The organism is Lacisediminihabitans sp. H27-G8 (genome assembly GCF_046156175.1).
In the GTDB taxonomy this organism is placed as follows: domain Bacteria; phylum Actinomycetota; class Actinomycetes; order Actinomycetales; family Microbacteriaceae; genus Lacisediminihabitans.
Map to the genome: position 1 here is coordinate 30,506 of NZ_JAYLVL010000006.1, position 17,450 is coordinate 47,955.

A 17,450-nucleotide genomic window follows, 5' to 3' on the forward strand; every position below is an offset into this window, starting at 1 on the left:
TCTAGTGATTGTCTTCGTCGAGCAGAGCGTCGAGCTGGTCGATTCGCGAGCGCCAGAGTTGCTCGAACTGGTCGAGCAGGCGCTGTGCCTGACGGATACGCGCGAGGTCGCCCCGCACCATCCGCTCCCGGCCTCGCCGTTGCTTCGTCACGAGCTCCGCCTCCTCCAGCACGGCGACGTGCTTCTGCACGGCCGCGAACGACATGGCGTACGCGTCAGCGAGCTGCGAGACCGAGACTTCCTCGACCAGGGTGCGGCGGACGATGTCGCGCCGCGTCGCATCGGCGAGTGCCCGGAAGATCCGGTTCACCTCGTCGTCGCTGAGTTCCTGTTGTACAACCATTTGGTTGTAGATTACATCGCGTCGCCGACTGGCGCAAGAGTCTTTGTCGGCGCCAGGACCGTGACAGCGCCAGGACCGTATCGGCGCCAGGACCGTATCGGGAACCCGGTCGCAGGCGGTACCGCGATACCGAGACCCCAGTCCGCAGACTTCGCAGCGACGAGCGCCGGCCTTTGGGACAACCGGCAACGTGACAACGGTCGACGGCCGACAGGGGCCGCCCCTACCGCGCAGGCGAAGCCTCGCTAGGCGAGGCCATGCTGGGCGAGGCGGTGCAGCTGCCCGCGGTGTACGTCGCTCACCCATTCCCATCCGGGCTGAGCCGACGGTCCGACCCGCGGGTCGGCGGGCTCTGCGCCGTCGCGCAAAGCCTGAAGGTAGGCCCGGTCCCGATCGATCCGGGCGCGAATCTGCTCGCCGCCACCGACCGATCCGTGGCCCGGAACGATGACGACCGCATCACGAGCTTCGGCTTCGATCAGCAGAAGCGAAGCCAGGTAGTCCCCGATCGGGTCGGAAGGGCCGTTCAGGTCCAGCATCGGAATCAGCACATCGGAGAGCATGTCACCGGCGACCAGCACTCCGGCTTCGTCGACCACGAGCGCGGCGTGGCCCGGGGCATGAGCGCGGTGTTCGATGATCCGCACCCGCGGGCCTTCCCAGGGAATCTGCATCGCGTCGGCTGGCAGCCCCGTGATGTTGCCGAGCAGTTCCAGTGGCACGTGCTCGGGGATGCCGGCGGCCTGAGCCACTGCTTGCACCCCGCCAGACAACCGATCCTCGGCCGTGGCCGCACACCCCGCGGTACCGTAGCGGGTCGCCGTGCCGAGCGCGGAATGCCAGAGCAGATGATCCCAGTGCGGATGCGTGGAGAAACCCACCGCGACGACCTTGCCCAACTCAGACAGGTCGTTGGCGAGGCAGAGCAGTTCGCCCTCGAAGACCCCCGCGTCGATGACCAGCACGCCGGCCGCACCCTGAACGACGACCGTGTTGCTCTGGCAGAACCCGCTGTCGTGCACGAAGACGGCCTCCGCAATCCGTGTGAGCACGGCCGTCTAACCTTCGCACCGTATCGAGTAGCGGTGCATCGTGACCCCCTGTTCGAACGAGCGCTGCTCGAGCAGATCGAGCTCGATCGGACGGTCGTAGTCGTCGAACAACGGCCTGCCGAAGCCGAGGATCGCGGGATGGGTGAAGAGCAGCAACTCGTCGAGCAGCCCCGCCCGCAGTAATTGCGTGGCGAGATTGGCGCCCCCCACTCCGATGGCACCCTCGGTCTCCGCCCGAAGCGCGGCGAGTTGCTCGATCGCGTGGTCTCCCCCGATGACCCGGGTGTTGAAGTCAGCACGACTGCGGGTTCGGGAGACGAGGACCTTCGGTGTGTCCGTCCAGATCTCGCCGTACTCCCGAAGGAAGTCCGGCAGCGTTTCATCCGTGCGGGCGCGTGGCCAATACTCCTCCATGGTCTCGAATATGACCCGACCCTGCACCATCACGGCGAGCTCCCGCGCCCGCGCATTGAACTCGCGGTGCAGTTCTTCGCCGATGCGCAGCCACTCCCCCGCACCGTCGTCGCCCGGAACCTGCTCGATCCGCAGATCGAGGGACACGTTCATCCAATATACGAAGCGGCCCACCAGCGTCTCCTCAGAATAGTGGTTGCGTTCTGCAACCACTATATTGAGAACGACGCGACTGTCAAGCAATCTCTTGTGAGGAGGAATCGTGGAACCGCGCTCCGGATGCCCGATCAATGCCGCCGTCGAGGTTCTCGGGGATCGCTGGTCGCTCCTGGTACTGCGCGACGTGATCTTCGGAGACCGCCGCCACTTCCGGGCGCTTCTCACCGGATCGATCGAAGGCATCGCGTCGAACATCCTCGCCGACCGACTCGTGCGGCTCGTGGAGGCAGGGATCCTCACCCGCGGCACGGCCGCCCGGGGCCAGCGCGCCCGCTACAGCCTCACGGAAGCCGGCATCCAGACACTCCCCGTGATCGCTGCCCTGGGCAACTGGGGCCTCGATTGGCAGCCCGGCAGCGAAGAGCTGCGGATTCGGCAACGGGTCATGAGAGAGGGAGGTCCGGCGTTCATCGACGAACTGATGGACGAATTGCGCACCCGTCACCTCGATGCCCCAGCGGCACCGACCGTCGGCCCGGGCCCGCTCGAACGCCTCGATGCCGCCTTCGCCGCGGCCACAGCGAGTCAAAACGGGAGTGAGCAACAGGCTCCGACCCGACAAGAGCGTCACTAGAATGGCGCGCATGAAAACGGATGATGCGACCCTCCGACGCGTCTACGCCATGCCCTTCGCCACCGTGTACCCGCTCTACGTGAACAAGGTCGAGCGAAAAGGCCGAACGACTGCCGAACTCAACGAGGTCATCACGTGGTTGACCGGTTTCGACGACGACGAAGTCGACAAACACATCGTCGCCGGCACGTCGTATGAAGACTTCTTCGCCGATGCCCACCTCAATGCGAATGCCTCGCTGATCACCGGAGTCGTCTGCGGTGTTCGCGTCGAAGACGTCGAGGACCCCGTGATGCAGAAGGTGCGCTACCTCGACAAACTGGTCGACGAATTGGCCAACGGAAGGCCGCTGGCGAAGATCCTGCGGTCCTGACGGGCGAGCGCAGCATCGGCCCGAATCGGCACCATTCTCCCGGACTGTCGGTGCTCGCCGCAGCACCGTGCCGATCCGGTTCGACCCGGCGCTCAGGCCCGGCGCTCAGGCCCGGCGCTCAGGCCTGGCGCTCAGGCCCGGCGATCAGGCCTGGCGCTCAGGACCCGAGGGCTCGTCCCACCACGACAGCACCCGGGTCGCGAAGAAAGTGAGCCATGGCGACGGCTCGTCGACGTCGACGTCGACGTCGAACCACACCCTCCCCGGGTGCCTGCGCTGCTGCAGCCAGGTGCCGTCCGGCCGGCGGGCGTTCCGCACCGTTTCGATCGCGTCGGCGAGGCGGGGGTCGGGAGCGGTGCCGTCGAACAACGAGCCCGAACGAAAGTAGTCCACGGCATTGAGGGCGCTGTAAAAGGAACGAAACGGATAGGCGAGCCGCGTCATCTGAGGGCCGAGGATCTCCCCGCGGGAGAGCGAAAACAGCAGCCTGCGCCGCAGCAGGTATTCCTCTCCCCTACGCCGGGCCGCGCTCAGTTCGTCAGTCCTCCCGGTCACCGACTCGTAATAGAGGATGCCCTTCAGACTGTTCAGCGTGGAGTCGAATGACGACCGGGTCGAACCTTCCACCCATTCGCAGTTCCATCCCCCATCTGCCATGTGGTGCTCCGGAAACCACCCCGCGAGGGCGGAGACATCCGCACCGAGCCAGGCGCCGTTCGCGAGGGTCGAGGCGTTGATACAGCAGTCCACTTCTCCCTCCCAGTACGGTCGGTCGTTGTATTCCCATCGGCTGTGAGCCGCGAGTGCGGCGGCCGTGCCCTCGAGGACCGCGGCATCAAGTCCCCAGTCCCGCAGGGAATTGAGGGACCAGGTCGTCGCCGTCCACGGCTGCCCCGCGCCCTCCGCCGCCTCCGGAGAGTCGAAATCGAAGCCCTGAGGGAAGAACGCTCCCCCGGCCCACTGCCCGTCCGGATCCTGGTGGGCGAGCAACTCGGCTCCAAACCCCTCTGTCGCAATGCGGTCTCGCGTGGACTCCCAGACCTCCCGCGGTGATTCGAGCAGGTCGCGCTCGACCTGCCAGCGCAATGCGACATCCGTGTCGAGGAGAAACGCGCGCAATGAAGCGGTCAGCGGTGGCGGCACCGTTCCATCATGGAGCGGCCCCCTCACTGTCGCAACCGATCCCGGGCGGGCTGCCTCGAGTTCGGCGTCCCAGCGGGCTCCATGACCCCGTGCCCGCCCAGCGCCCCTAGGCTTGCCGCGAGATGAACGAGACTGCGGAAACTCCCCCGGCACAGCACGTCGCCGACAGCCACGACCTGATTCGTGTTCACGGAGCGCGCGTGAACAACCTCAAGAACGTCAGCATCGACATCCCGAAACGGCGACTGACCGTGTTCACGGGGGTCTCCGGCTCCGGCAAGAGCTCCCTGGTCTTCGGCACGATCGCCGCGGACTCGCAGCGCATGATCAACGAGACCTACAGCGCTTTCCTCCAGGGCTTCATGCCGACTCTGGCACGGCCGGATGTCGACCGACTCGAGGGCCTGACCACCGCGATCATCGTCGACCAGGAACGAATGGGGGCGAACTCGCGCTCCACGGTCGGTACCGCGACCGACGCCAACGCGATGCTGCGTGTCGTGTTCAGCCGCATCGGGATGCCTCATCTCGGCTCCCCCCAGGCCTTCGCGTTCAACGTGCCCTCGGTGAGCGGATCGGGCGCCGTCACCATGGACAAGGCCGGCCGCACCGTAAAGGAGAGACGCAGTTTCACCGTCACGGGAGGTATGTGCCCGCGGTGTGAGGGCATGGGGCGGGTCAGCGACATCGATCTGACCCAGCTCTATGACGACTCCAAGTCCCTCGCCGAGGGCGCGATGACCATTCCCGGCTACACCGCGGATGGCTGGGGCGTACGCATCTTCACCGGTTCCGGGTTCCTCGATCCGAACAAGCCGATCCGTGACTATTCGAAGAGGGAGCTCGACGACTTTTTGTACCACGAACCGACGAAGGTGAAGGTCGGCGACATCAACATGACCTACGAGGGACTCATCCCCAAGGTGCAGAAGTCCTTCCTCTCCAAGGATCGCGAGGCCATGCAGCCACACATCCGCGCCTTCGTGGATCGGGCCGTCACCTTCGCGACCTGCCCCGACTGCGGTGGCACGCGGCTCAACGAGGGCGCCCGTTCCTCGCGGGTCGCCGGCCTCAACATCGCCGAGGCCTGCGCCATGCAGATCAGCGATCTCGTCGAATGGGTGCGGGCCATTCGGGATCCGACCGTCGCTCCCCTGCTGGCCGCACTCACCCAGACTCTCGACTCCTTCGTGTCGATCGGCCTCGGCTACCTGTCTCTCGATCGGCCGGCCGGCTCGCTCTCCGGCGGCGAAGCCCAGCGCACGAAGATGATCCGGCACCTCGGCTCCTCGCTCACCGACGTCACCTATGTCTTCGATGAACCGACGATCGGCCTGCATCCCCACGACATCGAGCACATGAATGCCCTATTGCTCCAGCTGCGAGACAAGGGCAACACGGTGTTGGTCGTCGAGCATAAGCCGGAGACGATTGCGATCGCCGACCATGTCGTCGATCTCGGTCCCGGTGCGGGAACCGCGGGCGGAGTCATCTGCTTCGAAGGCTCTGTCGAGGCGCTCAGATCGAGCGATACGCTGACCGGCCGGCATCTCGACGACCGGCGCTCCCTCAAACGGGAGGTGAGGTCACCGTCCGGCGCACTGCAGGTTCGCGGCGCGACGGCACACAACCTGCGGCAGGTCGATGTCGACATTCCGCTCGGCGTGCTCGTGGTCATCACCGGGGTGGCCGGCTCGGGCAAGAGCTCACTCGTTCATGGGTCACTCCCCGTGCGGGATGGCGTGGTGTCCATCGACCAGGGCGCGATCAAGGGCTCCCGTCGCAGCAATCCGGCGACCTACACCGGGCTGCTCGACCCGATCCGCAGCGCTTTCGCAAAGGCCAACGGGGTCAAGCCCGCGCTGTTCAGTGCCAATTCGGAGGGTGCGTGCCCCAATTGCAACGGCGCCGGCGTCATCTTCACCGATCTCGGGATGATGGCGAGCGTCGCCTCCACCTGCGAGGTGTGCGAGGGCAAACGGTTCCAGGCTTCGGTGCTGGACTATCACCTCGCCGGGCGCGACATCAGCGAGGTACTCGCGATGTCGTTGGCCGAGGCCGAAGAGTTCTTCGCCAGCGGTGAGGCTCGAACACCGGCGGCGCACGCCATCCTTCATCGCCTCGTCGACGTGGGGCTGGGATATCTCAGCCTCGGCCAGCCACTCACCACTCTGTCCGGTGGCGAACGGCAGCGACTCAAGCTCGCCATCCACATGGCCGAGAAGGGTGACGTCTACGTGCTCGACGAGCCGACCACCGGTCTACACCTCGCCGATGTCGAGCAGCTGCTCGCCCTTCTGGACCGCCTGGTGGATTCGGGCAAATCGGTCATCGTCGTCGAGCACCATCAGGCGGTCATGGCCCACGCCGACTGGATCATCGATCTGGGTCCGGGAGCCGGCCACGATGGCGGGCTCATCGTGTTCGAGGGCACCCCCGCGGCAATCGTCGCCGAGCGATCCACCCTCACCGGCAAGCACCTCGCGGCCTACGTGGAGAGCTAGCCGTTCGCGCGGCGAGAGGAGGCCGCGTCCCTCCCGCTCTCGAGCATGCCGTCAGGGGATCCACACCGTCTCGGTGGAGACGCTGATGCTCGATACCTCGCCGGTCATCGATGCCCAGAGCTTGATGTCGTCGCCGGGCTGCTTCTGATACGGCTTGCCATTGCGGTCATGGCAGTCGAATCCGACCTCCACCTCGAACGAGACCCCGATGCCGTAGGTGTGGCCGCCCTGAAGTTGCAGTCGCACAGAGAGATCATCGAAGGCGTGGTGGTCGCTGCGTATCGCGGTTCCTCCTTGCCCGCTCTCGCGATACTGGAAGAGCACCCGAGAACCGAACGGTCTCAGCAACTCCCATTGCCCGGTCACCGGGCTGATTTCCCAGCCCGCGATGTAGACGGTGCCGCGGTAGGAGAAGTTGGCGAAACCGGCGGACGAACCGACGAGATACCACCAGCGGCTCTCGGCCACCAGATCGACGTCGGCACTGACTGGCACCGTCGAGAGCGAGTTCGTCGGCACGATCCGCACGCCGACACCCGCAGCACCGGTGTGGCTCGGGTTCAACCCCGACACGTTGGTCCAGCTGAACAGGTACCCGGTCTTCTCTGACGCGCTGCTGGCGGTCGGCTGCGGATCGGTCCACCGGTAGCGATAGCGGTGATCGGCGGGCGGTGCGGTGATCCAGTACTTCGCCGGATCTGCCTCCGCGGGAATGTAGAGGTTCGGCGGCCAAGCCAGCGTGAAGATCGGTCGGTCGATGATGTATCGACCGAGGAGGGCGTCCCGGTAGGTCAGCAGCGGATCGGTGGCTCCGTGGCCGTCGAGGGCATGACGCTCGAGCTCTCGATGCACCGTATCCAGAGCACCGTGACCCGACATCCCCAGCGAGCCTGCCGGTCCGCCGGCATCATCGTGGATCACAGACGTGGGAGATTCTTCGCTGGCAGCCGACATGGTCGCGCCTTCTTCCTCTTACTGGAGTGAATGCGAACAATTGCTGGCAGCAGCGTAGCGCTCAGAGTCGTCCGCGGCTAGGCATAATGTGGCCTGATAGTCCGTCGATTCGGAGGTCTGCGAGCAACGCCCGGCCAGGCGCCGACAGCGCGGACCAGCGGGCTCGGGCCGCTTCAGTCCGTGGGTTCCCAGAGCTCGATGGCAAGGCCTTCGGGATCGTGGATGCGGGCGAATCGCCCGTAGTCGGGACTGTCCCACTCTGGTCGACGTTCGACCACGATGCCGGATGCTTCGAGCGTGGAAACCAGCGCGTCCAGTTCGGTCACACGGAGGTTGAGCATGAACGACTGGTCGGCCGCGAAATAGTCGGTGTCCGACGCGAAAGGGGCGAAGACGGTCGCTCCGGCATCCTGCTTCCAGACTCCATGCTCCCCCAACCCGATGCCGAGGTGCTCGCGGTACCACGCGGACCGCGCCTCCGGATCACGGCTGCGGAAGAACAGTCCCCCGATTCCCGTCACGGCCACGGCGACCCTCCCTGAATTCGGACGGGCGACATGGACCGCGCCCTCACTGAGTCCGGGCAGATCGCAGGTCGCGATTGGCCGCGAGACTACCACCGGTGACCGTGGCCCACCAGTCGCGCACTCCCCCGCGATCAGGCGTCGAAGCTGACTTCGCTGGTTCGCGTGACGGCGGCAGTGCGTCCGGGAGCGCCCTGGAAACCCCAGTAGAGATTCGTGTGAGCGATGACCTGCTCTGGCGGAGGCGCGCCCCATCCGCTCTGGTCGTTCGTGGTGTGAGCATCGCTCACGAGAGTGACGTCGTAGCCGCGTGTGAACGCGCCGTGGATCGTGGATCGGATGCACGCGTCAGTCTCCGCCCCCGCGACCACCAGCCGCCCGGCCCCGACTTCGGCCAGCACCCGCTCGAGCTCGGTTCCCTCGAAGGAGTCACCGTAGTTCTTCTGCGCGACGGGCTCGGATTCACGCCGGACGAGCTCCGGAACGTACTTCCAGCCCTCGCTGCCGTATTCCAGGCCATCGTCAGAGTGCTGCACCCACACGACGGCAACACCCTCGTCGCGAGCCTTGCCGACGAGGGTGTTGATGTTGGCGATAATGGCGTCGCGCTCATGAGCTGCGGCAACGACGTCATTCTGAACGTCGATCACCACCAGCGCCGTGTTGGGCCGATTCGCAAGTGTCGTCATGACTGTCCCCTCTCCGGGCGGTGAAGAACGCCCTCGAGAACACGCTATGCCGATCAGCCGACATCCGCGCAGGGATTATGCGGCGGGCCACACCGGCAGGACGACACGCTTCCAGGTCGCGTTCGTGACCACCGCGAAGGATCCGTACCAGGCGAGCCCCGCGGCGATGATTCCGATCCATCCACCCAGCTGCGTGATCCCCGCGATGCCGGTGAACGCACCGACCGTGAGCGCGATGAAGGTGACGGTGACCGCGACGAAGGTGGCGAAGAGCACCGCGTTCGTCTTCTGCGATGCAACCGTCATGAGGGCGGAGAAGATCGTCCAGGCGAGCAGGAACGCCCCGACTCCGGCCGCACCGGCGGCCTTTTCGACCTCGGGGTTGGTGAGCAACCACCAGAAGGCGAGCCAGAAGGCGCCGTAGGAGGTGAAGGCGGTCGCACCGAAGGTGTTGCCCTTCACGAACTCCCACATGCCGGCGGCGACCTGAGCGAGGCCTCCGTAGAAGAGAGCGATCCCGAGCACCGCAGCGCCGGCTCCCCCGATGATTCCGGAGTTCGCCAGGCTCAGCACGAAGGTCGTGAGGGCGAACGCTCCGAGGCCGAGGCCGGCCGGATCCGCGATGACTCGCGCCTCCGCAACGACCGGAGCGATCGCGTGGCGGTCGAATTCCCGGGAGGCGGACTGCTGGTGATCGATGATGGTGGTCAAGGGACACTCCTTTGTGTGGCGTACATCGTGCTGGCCGGACCGGCGGATGCCGTCCCGGTGGTGAGGGGGGGGTTATTGCGCGGGAACACGCTCTGATCGCACCGATTGCGCACGCAACGATGCTTTGACCACCTTGCCGGTCGCCGTGCGGGGAAGCGTGTCGACGAAGACGACGGAGTCCGGCACCTTGAATCTCGCCAGCGTCAATCGTGCGTGGGTGGAGATCTCCTCCGCGGTGGCGAAATGCCCCTCGTGCAGCAGAACGTAGGCCTCCGGCCGCTCGCCCCAGGTCTCATGTGCGAACCCCACCACCGCGACATCCGCCACGCTGGGGTGCGAGGCTATCGAGTTCTCGATCTCGATGGAGGAGATGTTCTCACCCCCGGAGATGATGATGTCTTTTGCGCGGTCCTTGACCTCGATATAGCCGTCGGGATGCATCACTCCCAGGTCACCGGTGTGAAACCATCCGCCGGCGAAGGCCGTGGCGGTGGCCGCGGCGTCCCTGTAGTAGCCGACCATCACGTTGTTGCCGCGCAACACGATCTCCCCGATGGTGCTGCCATCTCTGGGCACATCCGCCATCTCCGTGTCGACGACGCGCGGGGTCTCCGCCTGCACCATCGAGACTCCCTGGCGGGCGATCTGCGTCGCCCGCGCGGTGGGCGGCAGGGAGTCCCACGCCTTCTGGTATTCGCAGATGGTGAATGGCCCATAGGCCTCGGTGAGCCCGTACACGTGGGTCACTCGCGCACCGAGCCGCTCGAGACGTTCGATGATGGTGGGTGACGGCGGCGCGCCGGCCGTCGTGATGCGCAGCGGGTGCTCGAGCGGATGGGCCTCCTCGGCATTGGCGATCACGTTGCAGACCGTCGGCGCCCCACACAGGTTCGTAACCCCGAGTTCATCGATGGCCGACCAGATGGACGCCGGCCGAACCGCGCGCAGGCAGACATGCGTGCCGCTTGCCGCTGTGACCGCCCACGGTGTGCACCACCCGTTGCAGTGGAACAGCGGCAGGGTCCAGAGGTACACCGATTGGTTGTCGAGTCCGTTGTGGAAGACCTCGCCCATCGCGTTGAGGTACGCGCCGCGATGGCTGTACATGACCCCCTTCGGCTTGCCGGTGGTGCCGGAGGTGTAGTTGATCGAGATGACGGCGCGCTCGTCGTCGATCTCCCAGCGCACCGGGGTCTTGTTGGCCGCCGTTGCGGAACCGAAGGCGCGATAGGACTCCTGGCCGATGCTGACGCCGCTCTCCGCGCATCCGAATTCCGGGTCGGGGATCTCCACGATGGCGCGCAACGTGGAACACTGCTCGCGGGAGTCCCCGATGGCCGAAGCGAACTCGGCATCGTAGAAGAGAAGGCTCGCCCCGGAATGCTCGATCACGTACCGTACCTCCGAGGGCGCGAGACGGGGATTGAGGGCGATGAGGATGCCACCGGCCAGCGGCACCGCGAACTGCGCGATGAGCATCTCGGGCGTGTTCGGCGACAGGAACACCACGCGATCCCCCGGGATGATCCGGGAGCGGATGGCGCGGGCGAGCGCTTCGGCAGCGGCAGCGAATTCCGCGTAGGTGTAGACCCGTGCGCCGTAGACGATGGCGGTCTTGTCGGGGAATACCTCGGCGGAGCGCTTGAGGAATCGCAGCGGGGTGAGCGGCGAGTCGTTCGCAGAATCGAGAGGGGATGAGGTCCTCGGCATGGCATTTCTCCCTTGAAATGGTCATCGTGATCGATTCGGGAGTCGGCGACTCCGGCCTGTTACGATGCAGGCTAAGGGAACATCGAAGGGCCCGACTACCGCCTAAAGGAGGTAGGGAAATGACCGCTGCATCACCGGGATCCGAGTCGTCTCACGACCTCGACCTGCTTCAGCGGAGTCTTCGCGCCCTCTCCTCCAGCATCGACCTGCCGATTACCTTCGGGGGGCTGGCCACCCGGGACGGAGCCCCACTCACCTCCTTCGTCGGCACTCTCGGGCAGAGCATCCATGGGCTCGTCGTCGAACCGACGCAGGGACTCGGCGGTCGCGCGCTCGCCGAGCGCCGGCCCGTCACCGCCACCCATTATCGGCAGGCGACGACCATCACGCACCGCTACGACCGCGAGGTATCCGCCGAAGGGATCGTCTCCTTACTCGCGGTGCCCATCGTGGTCGACGGCTCCGTGAGGGCCGTGATCTACGGCGGCCACCGGCAGCCGACGCAGTTCGGTGACACCGTTCTCCAGGGCGCACTTCGCGCCGCGCGCGACCTGGCCTGGGAGTACTCCGTGCACGACGAGGTGGAGCGCCGGCTCGCGGCACTGGAGAGCGAGAGCGGTCTGCCCGGCCAGCGGAGCGTCGATCCGGTGGAACGCCAGGAACATCGCGCGCTGTTCGCGGAACTCCGGGAGATCGGCCGCGAGATCGACGACCCGGTTCTCGCCGGCCGACTCGATCGGGCATCCCGCGGCCTTGGCATGAGGGAGACACCGCGCGCGCCGAGCTCTCCCCCGCTGTCCCCTCGTGAGCTGGATGTCCTCTCCCAGGTCGCCCTGGGCAAGCAGAACGGCACGGTCGCCCGTCAACTCGGCCTCACCGAGAGCACCGTGAAGAGCTACCTCTCATCAGCCATGCGCAAGCTCGAGGCCGGAAGTCGCTACGAAGCGGTGGTCGCGGCCCGCCGGGCCGGGCTCCTGCCCTAGCCGAGTACCTCGGTGCGGCGATAACACTCGACGATCAGGTCACCGCGGATCTCCCCCAGCTTCTCGACGAGTCTCTCGATGGTTTTCGCCGAGATTCCGGGGGCGGTGAGATCGAAGGGCCCGATGGGCCTCAGCTTTCCGCACCGGATGCGCACGACCTCCCAGCCCGCCGCGCGCAGGAGTCGATCCTTGCGCCGATCGGTCTCTTCGCGCCGGCCGACATGCTCGAGGCCGTCCCTTCCCGTCGTGTCGTATTCGATTGCCACCCGCAGTTCGGCAAGCACGATGTCTGGCCACACCTCGTGACGCGTGAAGAACGGCCGGGCGACCCGCACCGCGTTCAGCCCGAAATCCAGGTCCAGTCGCTCGGCCAGGCGGTGGCGCAGCTCGCCCTCGGCGGCCGAAGCCGGCTTCGGTGCGAGCGAGCTGACGAAGGCTTCGCCCACCTCGCCGACACCGGGCGCCGGCCGTGCGACCCGGGCGGTTGCGGCAGGAGACCGGGGGCGCACCGGTGCTAGGCTGCGGGAGGGCGACGGTGCCCGACGTTTCGTCGCTCCCGCCGCGCACTCGGGGCACCAGGTCGAACGCCGCCTCGACTGGCCGGGTCGCTGCCGTTGCTCGTCAGGGGTCGCCACGAATCGATGGCCGACATCGCACTGCCAGACGAGATACACCTCGGCGGCCGGCGGCACCTGGGTCAGGGTGATTCCCGAATTCAGGTCGGGATGATACTGGCGCACCAAGACCGGGTAACGCTCCCAGTCGCTGCGATAGCACCCGACCGGATACGGCACCTCGAGAGCCTTCGACCACTGGCGTCTCGCCCACCACAGTTCGACCGGTTCCGCCATGGCAACAGGATGCCCGACCCGTCCGACACTGCGGGCCGATGCCGCCGGAGTACAGGCGTCCGCTCTAGGAGAGGATGTCCTTCGTCGTGAATCGCCCGAAGGCGAGAGCGCCGAAGACGAGGATATACCCGGCCTGGAGAATGGCGTTGTTGCCGAATGAATCCCACGAGATCGGCTGGCGCAACAGGTCGGCGAAACCCAGCCAGTAGTGGCTGAACAGCCACGGGTGCAGCCAGTCGAGCTGCGGAAGCGAGTCGAGCACCTGCGACACGACGGAGAGCACGATCGTCGTGGCCATGGCGCCCACCGGTACGTCGGTCATCGTGGAGATGAAGAGGCCGATCGCGGACAGCCCGAGCAGCGAGACCGTGATGTACGCGGCGATCAACAACGACCGCACGATCGAGTCGCCGACCTCGATGCTGTCACCCGAGAGCAGGGTCACCGGTCCGATCGGGAAAAGTGCGGCACCGATCACGGCTCCGGCGATGGCGACCGCGAGCGTCGCCGCGAGGCAGAAGACCGCGGTGGCGAGATACTTCACCAGGAGAAGTCGCACACGGCCCGCCGGGGCGATCAGCAGGTAGCGCAGGGTGCCCGCGCTGGCCTCCCCCGCTATCGTGTCGCCGGCCACTACCCCGACCGTGAGGGGCAGGAAGAGCGGCACTGAGACGAGAAGCCCGACGAAGCTGACGAAGAGACCGTTCTGGCTCACCTGGTCGAGAAATGCCGGGCCACGGCCGGACGATGAGCCAGAGGAGAGCTTCACCGCCACCGCGATCAACACGGGTATGAGGGCGAGGGAGGCGAGCATCGCCCACGTGCGTCGGCGGCGGAAGAGCACCGAGATCTCGGATGCCAGCAGCGGCAGCCCCACGGCAGGCCGCGAGCGAAGAGCGGTTCGATCAGCCTGCGACATCGAACCCCTCCCCCGTGAGATCGACGAAACGCTGCTCGAGGCTCGGGCGATCGATGGTGAACGAACGCACCCGCACCCCCGCCTCGACGAGGGTTGCGACCACCGCATCCGGAGCGGGTTCCTGGTCGCCGAAGGTAGCGACAAGCTCACCGGACTCCCCGCTCGGGCGAGCAACGGTCATCCCGAAGCGGGAGAGGACAGCTGCCGCGGCAGCCCGATCCGGAGTCTCCAGCCGCAGTCGCGCGCCGCCGACCCCACGCAATTCGGAGATCGTTCCCTGTGCGACGAGGCGACCGACGCTCATCACTGCGGCGTCGGTGCACACCTGCTCGATCTCCGCGAGGAGGTGGCTGGAGACGAACACGGTAGTCCCCTCGGCCGCGAGGGACCGGATGAGGCTTCGCACCTCACGAGTGCCCTGCGGATCCAGGCCATTGGTCGGCTCATCCAGCACGAGCAGCCGCCGCGGAGTCAACAGGGCATTGGCGATGCCGAGCCGCTGTTTCATGCCGAGGGAGTACGCCTTCACTTTCTTGCCCGCCGCGTGGGAGAGCCCCACCCGTTCGAGCGCGGTCTGCACCCGGGTGCGTCGGGTGGCGGATGTCGCGTGCCCGTCGGCGCTGTCGAGACGGTGGAGATTGGCTGCACCGGACAGATAGGGATAGAAGCCGGGCCCTTCGACGAGCGCGCCGACCTCGGGGAGCACCGTGCGCAGGTCGTCCGGCATTCGCTTGCCGAGCACCTCTATCTCGCCGCTGGTCGCCGAGGCGAGGCCGAGAAGCAGTCGGATGGTGGTGGTCTTACCCGATCCGTTGGGGCCGAGGAAGCCGAACACCGACCCGTCGGGCACGCTCAGGTTCACCCCGTCAACGGCGAGCTGCGATCCGAATCGTTTGGTCAGAGCCTCGGTGCGAATCGCGAACCCCGTCGCGACGGGGCTCACTTCGCGACGGCGGCAGCCTGGAGCTTCGCCACCGGCACCGAACCGGCGAACACGCGTCCGTCATCCGTCAGCAACACGTTGACAAGGCTGGTGTGGAACAGATGTCCACCCGCCACGGCGGTCGTCAGCTTGCCGAAGAGTGGGGAGGATGTCGCGCTCGCGGTGTCTTTACCGGCCGGCAGTGCCACGATGGAATCCCATCCGGTACCGGTGACCGTCGGCTTGGCGGCATCGCTGGTCGGCGTGCTGGGGCGCGCGGTTTCGGCCTTCGGTGCTTTCTCCGTGACCTTCGCACCGGCCGGCGGGGTGAACGCGAAGAGGCTGGCAGCGGGCGCGCTGAGATCGAGTGTGGAGAAGCCGACGCTGAAGGCCGGAGTCTTCTGCGAACGCGCAAAGACATCGACCGAGAGCGGAAGTCCCGTTTCGGAGTCCACTGCAATCGAGACCGAGCCGACCAGGGTGCCAGAGGCCTTCGGGGTCAGCACGAGGTCGTACGCGGTGCGGCCGGCGACGCGAAGGTCGGAGCCGAGCGACACCGAGGTGCTCGAGTCCACGGAGGCGAGGAGCTTGGCTGCGAGCTGATCAGGGGTGGCGACGTAGTCCTGGGTTGTCGACTTTGCCGCCGGAGCGGTGAGAGTCGAGTGCACCGCGGTCCTCTTCTTCGAGTCGTAGAGCCACACGTCGGAGCCACTGCGCACCAGGTCCCGTTCGGCCATGCTGTCGAGCACCTGGACCCGCTGTTTCGTCGAGCCGTCGATGAAGACACGAGCCGTGTGGGATCCGGTGAGCAGTTCGAGGGCTGAGCCCGCCGAGGCATCCGCTCCGGTGGTGGGCAACTGCGGCAGGCCGAGGCTCGAGGTCTGCGAGATCGTGCCGGACAGAGAGGTGACTTTCTCACCAGCGGCGAGGGCGAGCACCTGGGCGGGGGTCTTCGTAGGGAGGTTCACGGCGGCATTCGCCGAGAGAGGAACGGCGACGGCGGCCGATGCGATCAATACCGGGACCGCGACGGCGGGCATCCACTTCAACCAGGTGCGTGACATGCTGTCAAAAATACTCCGCGATACCTACAGTTCGCTGCATGATCGTGCCCAGGGTTTCGTACTCAGACTTCGGCGAGGCGGGGAAGAACCCGCTCCACCATGCGCTCCGTCCAGGCGACCGGATCGCTCCCGTGCGGGCTCATCGTGATCTGGTCCACACCGATCGCCGCGTACTCCGACATGCTGGAGAGGAATCCATCCACGTCCTCGAGCGGATCGGCACCCCCGATGATCGTCTTCTCGATGCTGGCGAGGTCGCGCTGTTCGGTCTCGCAGTGCCCGGCGAGCACCGCGATCTTGTGCTTCACGACCTCGTGGCTCACCGCGAAGAGGTTGCACGAGTCGGCGTAGCGCGCCACCAGTCGGAGGGTCTTCTGCTCGCCGCTGCCGCCGATCATGATCTGCGGGCGCGGTGCCTGGAGCGGGCGCGGGATGCAGATGGTCTCTGCCAGCTGGAAGTGGCGTCCGTCGTAATGCCCGTCGTCATCGCTCCACATCTGTCGGCAGATCTGGAGAGTCTCCTCGAGCTGCTCGAATCGATCGCGGAGCGACGGGAACGGCACACCGAGCCCGAGGTGCTCGCGCTCGTACCAGGCCGCGCCGATGCCGAGCACGGCACGCCCCTGCGACAACACGTCGAGAGTGGCGACCGTCTTGGCGAGAAGCCCGGGATGCCGATAGGTGACACCCGTGACCAAGAGGCCGAGTGACATCCTCTCGGTGATACCGGCGACGAAGCCCAGACCGGTGTAGCCCTCGAGCATCGGTTCTGCGGGTCCGCCCATCTGCTCCATCTGGAACCAGTGGTCCATGAGCGTGAACGCGGAGACCCCTCCCTGGTCAGCGGCTCTGGCGGTCGCGGCCAACACGGAGGCGATCGACTCCGGCTGGCCGGTAACGGTGAAGTTGGAGAAGTGGATGCCGAGTTTCATGGATCGAGCCTACGTTCGAAGCGCGAGGCATGACCGGTTCCGGCCCGATGCAACGCGGGACGGGATCCCCCACCCGCCCGAGGTGGTGAGCTATATTCGCCTCATGGACGAGTTGCGCCGGCTGAACGCGACGTCCGACTCCCTGGACGATCCGCTGGGCAATCCCGTCGATCCCGGTCGGGGAAGTCGACTGCGCGACCGTCGACTCGCCAGCCCCGAAGCCCGAAGTGTCGACCTGGCCGTGTCGGTGATCCTCACGGCGCTGCAGGTCGCAAGCAGCGCCTACCTGATCTTCCTCAACGTCTTCCTCCCCTTCGCGTTCGATGCGTGCGGATACCCACTCCCCAGCTGCGACTACACGCTCGGCACCGTCGCATCGTTCATCGTTCCGCTGGTCTCGGTTGCGGTTCTGCTCGCGACGATCGTCGTGATTGTCAGGAATCGCGCAAAATCTAGACTGTGTTGGTGGGTCCCCCTCGCCGGAATCGCTCTGACAGTCGTAGCGCTCCTGGTAGCCATCGGACTCATCAACATCGCTACCGGAGGGCCACCACTGTGACGGACGCACC

At 66.3% G+C, this 17,450-nt stretch carries 19 protein-coding genes; 5 read left to right on the forward strand and 14 right to left on the reverse strand.

The genetic code is table 11. From position 1 onward, the window contains the following. Position 1 precedes the first annotated feature (1 nt). The 3 genes from VLI63_RS16175 to VLI63_RS16185 form a co-directional block, all read right to left on the reverse strand. Complete coding sequence (locus VLI63_RS16175; protein WP_409157892.1) at positions 2–343, reverse strand: ArsR/SmtB family transcription factor; 342 nt, start codon at positions 341–343, stop codon at positions 2–4. A gap of 245 nt (positions 344–588) precedes the next feature. Beyond that, entirely contained in the window at positions 589–1,395 is an 807-nt protein-coding gene (locus VLI63_RS16180) for an MBL fold metallo-hydrolase (protein ID WP_409157893.1), read from the reverse strand. A gap of 6 nt (positions 1,396–1,401) precedes the next feature. Then, entirely contained in the window at positions 1,402–1,983 is a 582-nt protein-coding gene (locus VLI63_RS16185) for a dihydrofolate reductase family protein (protein WP_409157894.1), read from the reverse strand. An 88-nt stretch (positions 1,984–2,071) separates the two neighbouring features. Between VLI63_RS16185 and VLI63_RS16190 the strand changes: the two genes are divergently transcribed. Together VLI63_RS16190 and VLI63_RS16195 are read left to right on the forward strand one after the other, a co-directional pair. After that, on the forward strand, positions 2,072–2,602 hold the full coding sequence (locus VLI63_RS16190; protein WP_409157895.1) for a winged helix-turn-helix transcriptional regulator: 531 nt from the start codon (positions 2,072–2,074) through the stop codon (positions 2,600–2,602). A gap of 10 nt (positions 2,603–2,612) precedes the next feature. Beyond that, a complete protein-coding gene (locus VLI63_RS16195; RefSeq protein WP_409157896.1) occupies positions 2,613–2,975 on the forward strand; it encodes a DUF2200 domain-containing protein in 363 nt (120 codons plus the stop codon). Positions 2,976–3,119: 144 nt separating this feature from the next. On the opposite strand, the gene VLI63_RS16200 is transcribed toward VLI63_RS16195, so the two are convergent. Continuing rightward, positions 3,120–4,118 carry a squalene cyclase gene (locus VLI63_RS16200; protein WP_409157897.1) on the reverse strand — a complete coding sequence of 333 codons (999 nt, stop codon included), beginning with the start codon at positions 4,116–4,118 and terminating at the stop codon, positions 3,120–3,122. Between the two features lie 122 nt (positions 4,119–4,240). Here VLI63_RS16200 and VLI63_RS16205 point away from each other — a divergent pair, with 122 nt between their 5' ends. Beyond that, positions 4,241–6,622 (forward strand): ATP-binding cassette domain-containing protein, encoded by a 2,382-nt coding sequence (locus VLI63_RS16205; RefSeq protein WP_409157898.1) that lies wholly within the window; start codon positions 4,241–4,243, stop codon positions 6,620–6,622. Positions 6,623–6,673: 51 nt separating this feature from the next. Here the strand turns inward: VLI63_RS16205 and VLI63_RS16210 are convergent, their stop codons facing one another. From VLI63_RS16210 to VLI63_RS16230, 5 genes are all read right to left on the reverse strand, one after another. Then, positions 6,674–7,576, reverse strand: coding sequence for a hypothetical protein (locus VLI63_RS16210; protein ID WP_409157899.1), 903 nt, complete (start codon positions 7,574–7,576; stop codon positions 6,674–6,676). A 173-nt stretch (positions 7,577–7,749) separates the two neighbouring features. Continuing rightward, positions 7,750–8,103, reverse strand: coding sequence for a VOC family protein (locus VLI63_RS16215; protein ID WP_409157900.1), 354 nt, complete (start codon positions 8,101–8,103; stop codon positions 7,750–7,752). A gap of 131 nt (positions 8,104–8,234) precedes the next feature. Beyond that, positions 8,235–8,789: a cysteine hydrolase family protein gene (locus VLI63_RS16220; RefSeq protein ID WP_409157901.1), complete on the reverse strand. Its 555-nt coding sequence runs from the start codon at positions 8,787–8,789 to the stop codon at positions 8,235–8,237. A gap of 75 nt (positions 8,790–8,864) precedes the next feature. After that, positions 8,865–9,500: an acetate uptake transporter gene (locus VLI63_RS16225; RefSeq protein WP_409157902.1), complete on the reverse strand. Its 636-nt coding sequence runs from the start codon at positions 9,498–9,500 to the stop codon at positions 8,865–8,867. Positions 9,501–9,572: 72 nt separating this feature from the next. Continuing rightward, positions 9,573–11,210, reverse strand: coding sequence for an AMP-binding protein (locus VLI63_RS16230; protein WP_409157903.1), 1,638 nt, complete (start codon positions 11,208–11,210; stop codon positions 9,573–9,575). A gap of 119 nt (positions 11,211–11,329) precedes the next feature. Between VLI63_RS16230 and VLI63_RS16235 the strand changes: the two genes are divergently transcribed. After that, positions 11,330–12,193 (forward strand): LuxR C-terminal-related transcriptional regulator, encoded by an 864-nt coding sequence (locus VLI63_RS16235; RefSeq protein WP_409157904.1) that lies wholly within the window; start codon positions 11,330–11,332, stop codon positions 12,191–12,193. Here the strand turns inward: VLI63_RS16235 and VLI63_RS16240 are convergent. The 5 genes from VLI63_RS16240 to VLI63_RS16260 form a co-directional block, all read right to left on the reverse strand. Continuing rightward, a complete protein-coding gene (locus tag VLI63_RS16240; protein WP_409157905.1) occupies positions 12,190–13,044 on the reverse strand; it encodes a zinc-ribbon domain-containing protein in 855 nt (284 codons plus the stop codon). The two genes, VLI63_RS16235 and VLI63_RS16240, sit on opposite strands and share 4 nt — an antisense overlap. Positions 13,045–13,108: 64 nt before the next feature. Next, positions 13,109–13,963 carry an ABC transporter permease gene (locus VLI63_RS16245; protein WP_409157906.1) on the reverse strand — a complete coding sequence of 285 codons (855 nt, stop codon included), beginning with the start codon at positions 13,961–13,963 and terminating at the stop codon, positions 13,109–13,111. Continuing rightward, entirely contained in the window at positions 13,950–14,906 is a 957-nt protein-coding gene (locus VLI63_RS16250) for an ATP-binding cassette domain-containing protein (RefSeq protein ID WP_409157907.1), read from the reverse strand. The genes VLI63_RS16245 and VLI63_RS16250 overlap by 14 nt, the downstream gene beginning before the upstream one ends. Beyond that, on the reverse strand, positions 14,903–15,949 hold the full coding sequence (locus VLI63_RS16255) for a LolA family protein (RefSeq protein ID WP_409157908.1): 1,047 nt from the start codon (positions 15,947–15,949) through the stop codon (positions 14,903–14,905). Before VLI63_RS16255 ends, VLI63_RS16250 begins: the two co-directional genes overlap by 4 nt. Before the next feature lie 62 nt (positions 15,950–16,011). Next, entirely contained in the window at positions 16,012–16,881 is an 870-nt protein-coding gene (locus VLI63_RS16260; RefSeq protein ID WP_409157909.1) for an LLM class F420-dependent oxidoreductase, read from the reverse strand. Between the two features lie 103 nt (positions 16,882–16,984). Between VLI63_RS16260 and VLI63_RS16265 the strand changes: the two genes are divergently transcribed. Then, entirely contained in the window at positions 16,985–17,440 is a 456-nt protein-coding gene (locus VLI63_RS16265) for a hypothetical protein (RefSeq protein ID WP_354576528.1), read from the forward strand. Positions 17,441–17,450: the final 10 nt, after the last annotated feature.